This window comes from Streptomyces sp. NPDC005494, assembly GCF_042872025.1.
Classification (GTDB): Bacteria; Actinomycetota; Actinomycetes; order Streptomycetales; family Streptomycetaceae; genus Streptomyces.
Map to the genome: position 1 here is coordinate 1,345,937 of NZ_JBIAJR010000001.1, position 7,952 is coordinate 1,353,888.

General features: G+C 70.4%; 7 protein-coding genes and 1 rRNA gene. 5 read left to right on the forward strand and 3 right to left on the reverse strand.

Annotated elements, in window-relative coordinates; all coding sequences use genetic code 11:
• Position 1 precedes the first annotated feature (1 nt).
• Positions 2-691, reverse strand: a complete 690-nt coding sequence (mtrA, locus tag ACFYQ6_RS05970) for a two-component system response regulator MtrA (RefSeq protein WP_187281934.1) — start codon at positions 689-691, stop codon at positions 2-4.
• A gap of 4 nt (positions 692-695) precedes the next feature.
• The gene (gene mtnA, locus ACFYQ6_RS05975; protein WP_388760872.1) at positions 696-1,841 is read right to left on the reverse strand and encodes an S-methyl-5-thioribose-1-phosphate isomerase; all 1,146 of its coding nucleotides are present in this window, start codon (positions 1,839-1,841) and stop codon (positions 696-698) included.
• Positions 1,842-1,981: 140 nt separating this feature from the next.
• Between mtnA and ACFYQ6_RS05980 the strand changes: the two genes are divergently transcribed.
• From ACFYQ6_RS05980 to ACFYQ6_RS06000, 5 genes are read left to right on the forward strand one after another with little or no spacing between them, the layout of a single operon-like run.
• On the forward strand, positions 1,982-3,199 hold the full coding sequence (locus tag ACFYQ6_RS05980) for a glycerophosphoryl diester phosphodiesterase membrane domain-containing protein (protein ID WP_361572306.1): 1,218 nt from the start codon (positions 1,982-1,984) through the stop codon (positions 3,197-3,199).
• A 4-nt stretch (positions 3,200-3,203) separates the two neighbouring features.
• Positions 3,204-3,896: a DUF4129 domain-containing protein gene (locus ACFYQ6_RS05985; RefSeq protein WP_361572309.1), complete on the forward strand. Its 693-nt coding sequence runs from the start codon at positions 3,204-3,206 to the stop codon at positions 3,894-3,896.
• Positions 3,893-5,125, forward strand: a complete 1,233-nt coding sequence (locus ACFYQ6_RS05990) for a DUF4350 domain-containing protein (RefSeq protein ID WP_361572312.1) — start codon at positions 3,893-3,895, stop codon at positions 5,123-5,125. The genes ACFYQ6_RS05985 and ACFYQ6_RS05990 overlap by 4 nt, the downstream gene beginning before the upstream one ends.
• A complete protein-coding gene (locus tag ACFYQ6_RS05995) occupies positions 5,122-6,141 on the forward strand; it encodes an AAA family ATPase (protein WP_388760877.1) in 1,020 nt (339 codons plus the stop codon). The genes ACFYQ6_RS05990 and ACFYQ6_RS05995 overlap by 4 nt, the downstream gene beginning before the upstream one ends.
• Positions 6,142-6,151: 10 nt before the next feature.
• Positions 6,152-7,465 carry a DUF58 domain-containing protein gene (locus tag ACFYQ6_RS06000; protein ID WP_361572318.1) on the forward strand — a complete coding sequence of 438 codons (1,314 nt, stop codon included), beginning with the start codon at positions 6,152-6,154 and terminating at the stop codon, positions 7,463-7,465.
• A 219-nt stretch (positions 7,466-7,684) separates the two neighbouring features.
• Here ACFYQ6_RS06000 and rrf read toward each other — a convergent pair.
• Positions 7,685-7,801: ribosomal RNA gene (gene rrf / locus ACFYQ6_RS06005) — 5S ribosomal RNA — on the reverse strand.
• Between the last annotated feature and the right edge of the window lie 151 nt (positions 7,802-7,952).

Below are 7,952 nucleotides of genomic sequence, written 5' to 3' on the forward strand. Positions count from 1 at the left end.
GTCAGCTCGGTCCGGCCTTGTAACCGACGCCACGCACGGTGACGACGATCTCCGGCCGCTCGGGGTCCTTCTCGACCTTCGAGCGGAGCCGCTGGACGTGCACGTTCACCAGACGGGTGTCGGCGGCGTGACGGTAACCCCACACCTGCTCCAGCAGCACCTCACGGGTGAAGACCTGCCACGGCTTGCGGGCGAGCGCGACCAGCAGGTCGAACTCCAGCGGGGTGAGGGCGATGGACTGGCCCTCCCGCTTCACCGAGTGGCCGGCCACGTCGATGACCAGGTCCCCGATCGCCAGCTGTTCGGGCGCGGGCTCCTCGGACCTCCGCAGACGTGCCCTGATCCGGGCGACCAACTCCTTCGGTTTGAACGGCTTGACGATGTAGTCGTCGGCCCCTGATTCCAGGCCCACCACCACATCCACCGTGTCGCTCTTGGCAGTGAGCATGACGATCGGCACACCGGACTCGGCCCTGATCAGCCTGCAGACCTCGATGCCGTCCCGTCCGGGCAGCATGAGGTCCAGCAGCACCAGGTCCGGCTTGGCCTCACGAAATGCAGCCAGTGCCTTGTCGCCGTCCGCTACGAACGACGGCTCGAAACCTTCTCCACGCAGCACAATCCCGAGCATCTCGGCCAGTGCGGTGTCGTCGTCGACGACAAGGACGCGTCCCTTCATAAACGACATCATCCCATTAGCTAATCGTTACCTGCGATGACCTGGCACACAGCTCTGCCAGTCCGACCCCCGTGACCGGGGAAATGACGCCCTCCTCCGTGACGATCGCCGTGACCAGTTCGGGCGGCGTGATGTCGAATGCGGGGTTGTACGCCTGGGCTCCCGGGGGCGCGACGGCCGTCGTGCCCCCCTCGCCACCGGACGTCACACCTGGCCTGAATGTGACCTCTGTCACCTCGGACGCGGAGCGCTGCTCGATGACGATCGATGTACCATCCACGGTTTTTGCATCGACCGTGGTCGTCGGAGCGACGACGATGAACGGCACATGGTGATACCGCGCGAGCACCGCCAGCGGATAGCTCCCCACCTTGTTGGCCACCGAGCCGTCCGCAGCGATGCGGTCCGCCCCGATGAGTACGGCATCCACCTCCCCCGCCGCGAACAGCGAACCCGCCGCACTGTCCGTGAGCAAGCTGTACGGCATGCCGTTCCGCGCGGCCTCGTACGCCGTCAGCCGTGCGCCCTGGAGCAGCGGGCGCGTCTCGTCCACCCACAGATGGTGCAGCTTGCCCGCCCGATGCGTCTCCAGAGCCACGGCGAAGGCCGTCCCCGCACCGCCGGACACGAGCGCGCCGGTGTTGCAGTGGGTCAGCAGGCGGTGCCCGCCACCCGGGAGAAGCTCCGCCAGCAGATTCAGGCCGTACCGCGCCATCCGCCCGCTGGCCGCAGCGTCCTGCTGGTGCAGCGCCCGTGCCTCGGCCAGCGCCGCCGCGGCCGCCGCCTCGGGAGCGGCCCCGCCCTCGACGGCCGCCCGGTGCGCGCGCTCCACCCGCCGGGCCCCGTACCCGAGGTTCACCGCGGTGGGCCGCGCCTGCTCAAGAAGCTCCGCCGCGCCTGCCGCGTCCTCGCCCCGGGCAGCCGCCAGTGCCACTCCGTAGCCCCCGGCGATGCCCAGCAGAGGCGCTCCGCGCACGGCCAGCGTCCGGATGGCTCGTACCAGCGCGGGCACGTCGGCGCATATGACCTCGACCTCGGCCGAGGGCAGTCGCGTCTGGTCGAGGAGCACCACCGCGGGGCCTTCCGGAGGCTCGACCCAGCGGAGTACGGAGAGGGCCGGGGGCTCGATGCCCACGGGTGTTCGTGTGTCCTGATCAGCCATCTGCCCAGTCTGCCCGCTGAACCGCCCGCACACGACGGCAAGAAGGAGATACAGGGCCCCACCCGCACCGGACCGGCGCGTGGCACGATGGCAGCCAACCTGCCGCCCCGATGAGCGGACAGGATCGTGAAGGAGCGACGATGAACGACTCTCCGGGCTGGGCTTCGCCCGGATCCGCCCCCTCCGACGGCCAGGAGACGGGCATCCCTCGCCCCTCCTCGCCCGTAGACGGAACGGACCCCTCCGGGCAGTGGTCTCCCGCACAGCCCCCTCCGGGGCAGTGGTCGCCACCCAGCGCCCCCGGTCAGGGCCCTGGCGCACCCCCGCCCGCCCCGGGCTGGGGCGGAATGCCGCAGCAGGGGGGTCCCGGGTGGGGCGGCCCGCCCCCGGCCGCGAAGCCGGGCGTGATCCCGCTCCGCCCGCTGGGGGTCGGCGAGATCCTCGACGGCGCGGTGTCCACGATGCGCACCCACTGGCGCGCGGTGCTCGGCGTCAGCCTCACGGTTTCCGTGATCGCCGAGATCGTGGTCATTCTCGTGCAGCGCTACCTCCTGCCCGCGCCGAAGTCGGTCGACCCGAACGCCGTCGGTGCCGAGGCCCTGCGTCAGGCCACCGACTCCGCGGAGTCGCAGCTGATCACCAGCGCCCCGGGCACCCTCGTCGCGATGGTGGCCACGCTCATCACCACCTCGGTCCTCACCGTGGTGATCAGCCGCTCCGTGATCGGCCGGGGTGTCACCCTCCGCGAAGCCTGGGCCGAAGCCCGGCCCCGGCTCCTCCCGCTGCTCGGACTGACCCTCCTGCTGAGCCTCATGAGCGCCGGAATCATGGCGGCGGGCCTCGTTCCGGGCCTGCTCCTGGGCAGCGGCGCCGGCGGGCTCGCGCTGACCTTCCTCGGCTTCGTCGCCGCCTGCGCCGTCGTCCTCTGGCTCATGGTCCGGTTCACCCTCGCGGCGCCCGCGCTGATGCTGGAACGGCAGCCCGTACTCACCGCACTGCGCCGGTCCGCGAAGCTGGTCAAGGGCAGCTGGTGGCGGACCTTCGGCATCCTCGCGCTCACCTATGTGCTGGTCATCATCGTCACCTTGATCATCACCATTCCCTTCGGCATCATCGCTGTCACCGTCGACAGCGAAGGCCTCAGCGAATTCCTCAACAGCAGCGCGACCGACTTCGGCTGGCCCTTCCTCATCGTCACGGGCATCGGCGAGGTGATCATCTCGACGCTTGCCTACCCCTTCACCGCGGGAGTGATGGCCCTGCTCTACGTCGACCAGCGCATCCGCCGCGAGGCGCTCGACCTCGACCTCGCCCGTGCCGCCGGAGTGCCCGGCTACGACGACACCCCCAGGAGCTGATGCGGTGAAGGGGGCGGGGGGCAGCATCTTGGCGACACGGCTCGACGGGGCGAGCGGGGACATACCCGTGGACATCCCGCGCGTACCCGCGCGTGAAGCGGCTGAGGACGAACTGTCCGACCCGATGTACCACGAGCACGATCCGAACCTTCTCGAACGCGCCCTCGACCGCTTCTGGGACTGGGTCGGCGCACTCCTGGACGGCGCCGCAGGAGCCGCCCCCGGCGGCCCGCTCGGTCTTGTCGTCATCGCCCTGGTCGTCGTAGGCCTGGGCGCCGCCCTGTGGTGGCGGCTCGGTACACCGCAGCGCGCCGTCCGTACGCAGGAAGCCCTCTTCGGCGGCACCGCCCGCAGCGCCGCTGCGCACCGCACGGCGGCCGCCGCACACGCCGAGGCCCACCGCTGGAACGAAGCCGTCCAGGAGCGGATGCGGGCCCTCGTGCGTTCGCTGGAGGACAGGGCCGTACTCGACCCACGCCCGGGCCGGACCGCGGACGAGGCGGCCGCCGACGCGGGCAGGGTGCTGCCCGCACACGCCGAACGGCTCATCACGGCGGCCCGGGTCTTCGACGACGTCACGTACGGCGGCCGAACCGCCGACGAGAGCGCGTACCTGACCCTGTGCCAACTCGACCTGGACCTCGAGGCCGCCAAGCCACTGACGGCCGCGGGTACGCCGCGGGAGGCCGCCGGATGACCGCCACCACGGCCGCCCCCGCCACCTCGGCGTCGCGCACGCCGCATCAGATCTGGCAACGCACACGGGGACTGCTGCTCGCCGTGCTCATCCTCGTCGTCGCGGGCCTGACAGTCGCCGCACTTCGATCCGGCGAGCAGCACGGCCGGCTCGATCCTCGCTCCCCGGACCCCTACGGCAGCCGGGCCGTCGCCGAACTCCTCGACGACCAGGGCATATCCGTCGACGTGGCCACCACGCTCGACGAGGCTGCCCGCGCGGCCGGCCCCGACACCACCCTGCTCGTGACCGGGCCCAACGTGCTCACCCCGTACCAGCAGCATCGCCTCCACGCGGCGACCGCGGGCACAACGGGCCGTACCGTCCTCGTCGCCCCGGGCGGGGCCGCCGTCCCTCGGCTCGCCCCCGGCGCACACGCGGAATCGTCCGGCCCGGTGACCGCACGCCTCCCGCGCTGCGACCTCCCCGCCGCCCGCGCTGCGGGAAGCACGGACATGGGCGGCATCCGCTACACGACGGACGCCCCGGACGCCGTCGCCTGCTACCCGGACGACGGACTCGCCACCCTCCTTGTCATGCAAGGGCAGGAGAAAACCGGCGACACCGTGCTGCTCGGGTCCCCCGACATCCTCTACAACAACCGCCTCGATCAGCAGGGCAACGCGTCCCTGGCACTGCAACTCCTCGGGTCCCGCCCTCATCTCGTCTGGTACCTCCCTTCGCTCGATGATCCTTCCGCCGCCGAAGGCGGCACCGGCAGGGACGGCGAGAACGACGACAGCGAAGTCTCAGGAGAAGGCGACTTCCTCGGCCTGATCCCCTCGGGCTGGCTCTGGGGCACCCTCCAACTCGGGGTCGCAGCCCTCCTGGCCGCCGTCTGGCGCGCACGGCGCCTCGGCCCTCTTGTCACCGAGCGGCTACCGGTGGCCGTCCGGGCATCCGAGTCCACCGAGGGGCGCGCCCGCCTCTACCGCAAGGCCGGCGCCCGCGACCGCGCCGCGGCGGTCCTGCGCTCTGCCGCACGCGCCCGCATCTCCCCCCTCGTCGGGGTCTCCCCCCGCGACGCCGATTCCCCCGAGGCCCTCGTGCCTGCCGTCGCAGCACGCCTGCGAGCACCGGACGTCGGTCTCCGCTCCCTCCTCTTCGGCCCGGCTCCTGCCGACGACGCCGCCTTGCTCCTCTTGACCGACCAACTCGACGCCCTCGAAAGAGAGGTACGCACTTCATGAGCGCCCCGACCCCGGAGACCGCCGCGCCCGCGGCGACCACAGGGACCTTCGCAGCACCTGTGGAATCCGACAGTGCCCGCGCATCCCTGGAAGCTCTGCGTTCCGAGATCGCGAAGGCCGTGGTCGGCCAGGACTCCGCCGTCACAGGAATGGTCGTCGCACTCCTGTGCCGGGGACATGTCCTCCTCGAAGGCGTACCCGGAGTCGCAAAGACCCTTCTGGTCCGTGCTCTGGCCGCCTCCCTCGAACTGGACACCAAGCGCGTCCAGTTCACCCCCGATCTGATGCCCAGCGACGTCACCGGCTCCCTCGTCTATGACGCCCGAACCGCCGAGTTCTCCTTCCAGCCCGGCCCGGTCTTCACCAATCTCCTGCTCGCGGACGAGATCAACCGCACCCCGCCGAAGACACAGTCCTCCCTCTTGGAGGCCATGGAGGAACGGCAGGTCACCATCGACGGGACCCCTCGTCCGCTGCCCGACCCCTTCCTGGTCGCCGCCACCCAGAACCCGGTCGAGTACGAGGGCACATACCCTCTGCCCGAAGCGCAACTGGACCGGTTTCTGCTCAAGCTGACCGTGCCTCTCCCTTCACGCGAGGACGAGATCAACGTGCTCACCCGCCACGCGGACCGGTTCAACCCGCGCGATCTCAAGGCAGCCGGCATACGGGCCGTCGCCGGCCCCGCCGACCTCGAGGCAGCACGCGCCGCCGTCGCCAGGACCTCGGTCTCCCCGGAGATCGCCGCCTATGTGGTGGATATCTGCCGTGCCACGCGTGAATCCCCCTCACTCACCCTCGGCGCCTCCCCCCGAGGAGCCACCGCTCTTCTCTCCACCGCTCGTGCATGGGCCTGGCTCACCGGCCGGGACTACGTCATCCCGGACGACGTGAAAGCGCTCGCCCTGCCCACACTTCGCCACCGCATCCAGCTGAGGCCGGAAGCCGAGATGGAGGGCGTCACCGCCGACTCCGTCATCACCGCAGTCCTCGCCCACGTCGCCGTCCCCCGGTGAGGCGGTGACCATGGCCCTCACCGGAAGAGCGGCACTGCTGGCGGCCTTGGGGTCACTCCCCGTAGGCATCGTGGCCCCGAGCTGGACGGGCCTGCTCGCGGTCAACGCCCCGCTGTCACTGGCAATTCTGTGCGACTACGCCCTGGCCGCGCCAGTGCGAACGCTGCAGTTCACCCGAACCGGTGACACATCCGTTCGACTCGGTGAAAGCGCAACCGTGCAACTCACCGTGACCAACCCATCCCGCCGAAAGCTCCGCGCCCACCTCCGGGACGCCTGGCCGCCGAGCAGCTGGGCCTCGGAAGCCGAGCAGGCGTCATCGCGGTACCGATTCACTGTTCCCGCCGGCGAGCGGCGGCGTCTCACCACGTTGCTGCGCCCCTCGCGGCGTGGAGACCGCCAGGCCGACCGCGTCACCGTCCGGTCGTTCGGACCCCTGGGCCTCGCTGCCCGTCAGGGTTACCACCGGGTGCCATGGACGGTCCGGGTACTCCCTCCGTTCACGAGTCGCAAGCACCTGCCCTCGCGGCTCGCCCGCCTCCGCGAACTGGACGGCCGGACCAGCGTGCTCACCCGCGGCGAGGGCACCGAGTTCGACAGTCTGCGGGCCTATGTGCCGGGAGACGACACCCGTTCCATCGACTGGCGCGCGACCGCCCGGCACTCGGCGGTCGCCGTCCGCACCTGGCGCCCCGAGCGGGACCGGCACATCCTGATCGTTCTCGACACCGGCCGCACCTCGGCGGGCCGGGTGGGCGACGTGCCTCGGCTCGACGCCGCCATGGACGCGACACTGCTCCTGACGGCGCTCGCCGCGCGTGCCGGCGACCGTGTGAACCTGCTCGCCTACGACCGGCGTGTCCGAGCTCGGGTCCAGGGCAAAGCGGCGGGCGGGGACGTCCTGTCCGGTGTCGTCGGCGCCCTGGCCACACTCGAACCGGAACTCGTCGAGACCGACGCCCGTGGCCTCAGTACGGCCGCCCTGGCAAGCGCCCCCCGGCGGTCTCTCATCGTCCTGCTCACGAGTCTGGACGCCGCACCCATCGAGGAGGGTCTCCTCCCGGTGCTCCCTCAGCTGACCCAGCGCCACACGGTCCTGGTGGCCGCAGTCGCCGACCCTCAGGTAGAGGCGATGACAGGAGGACGGGGGACGGTGGAGGCCGCCTACGAGGCCGCGGCGGGAGAACAGACACAGGCTCAGCGGCGCCGGACGGCTGACCAGCTCCGGCGGCACGGAGTCACGGTCGTCGATGCCGGCCCGGACGCCCTCGCACCCGCGTTGGCTGACGCGTATCTCGCGCTGAAAGCCGCCGGCCGACTGTAGAAGTCTCGGCGCCGAACAGAAGCTGTTCCCTCTGCCACGCTCGGCGCGTCGAATCCGTACAAGCCGCGCTCCGCCTGGGTGCAGCAGGCCTGCTGCACCCACAGCGCCTGCTGACGGGAGACCCTGCCTGGCCCAGGAGGTCGTGGCTCTGCCTGCGATTGTCCCTGGAACGCAGAAAAGCCCCGTGCCACAAGGGCACGGGGCTTTCCCGGAATAATTGTTCGGCGGCGTCCTACTCTCCCACAGGGTCCCCCCTGCAGTACCATCGGCGCTGAAAGGCTTAGCTTCCGGGTTCGGAATGTAACCGGGCGTTTCCCTAACGCAATGACCACCGAAACACTATGAAATTAACCAACACCGGAGAAAACACGGCCGTTCGTTATTTCAGAACTAACACAGTGGACGCGAGCAACTGAGGACAAGCCCTCGGCCTATTAGTACCAGTCAGCTCCACCCGTTACCGGGCTTCCACATCTGGCCTATCAAC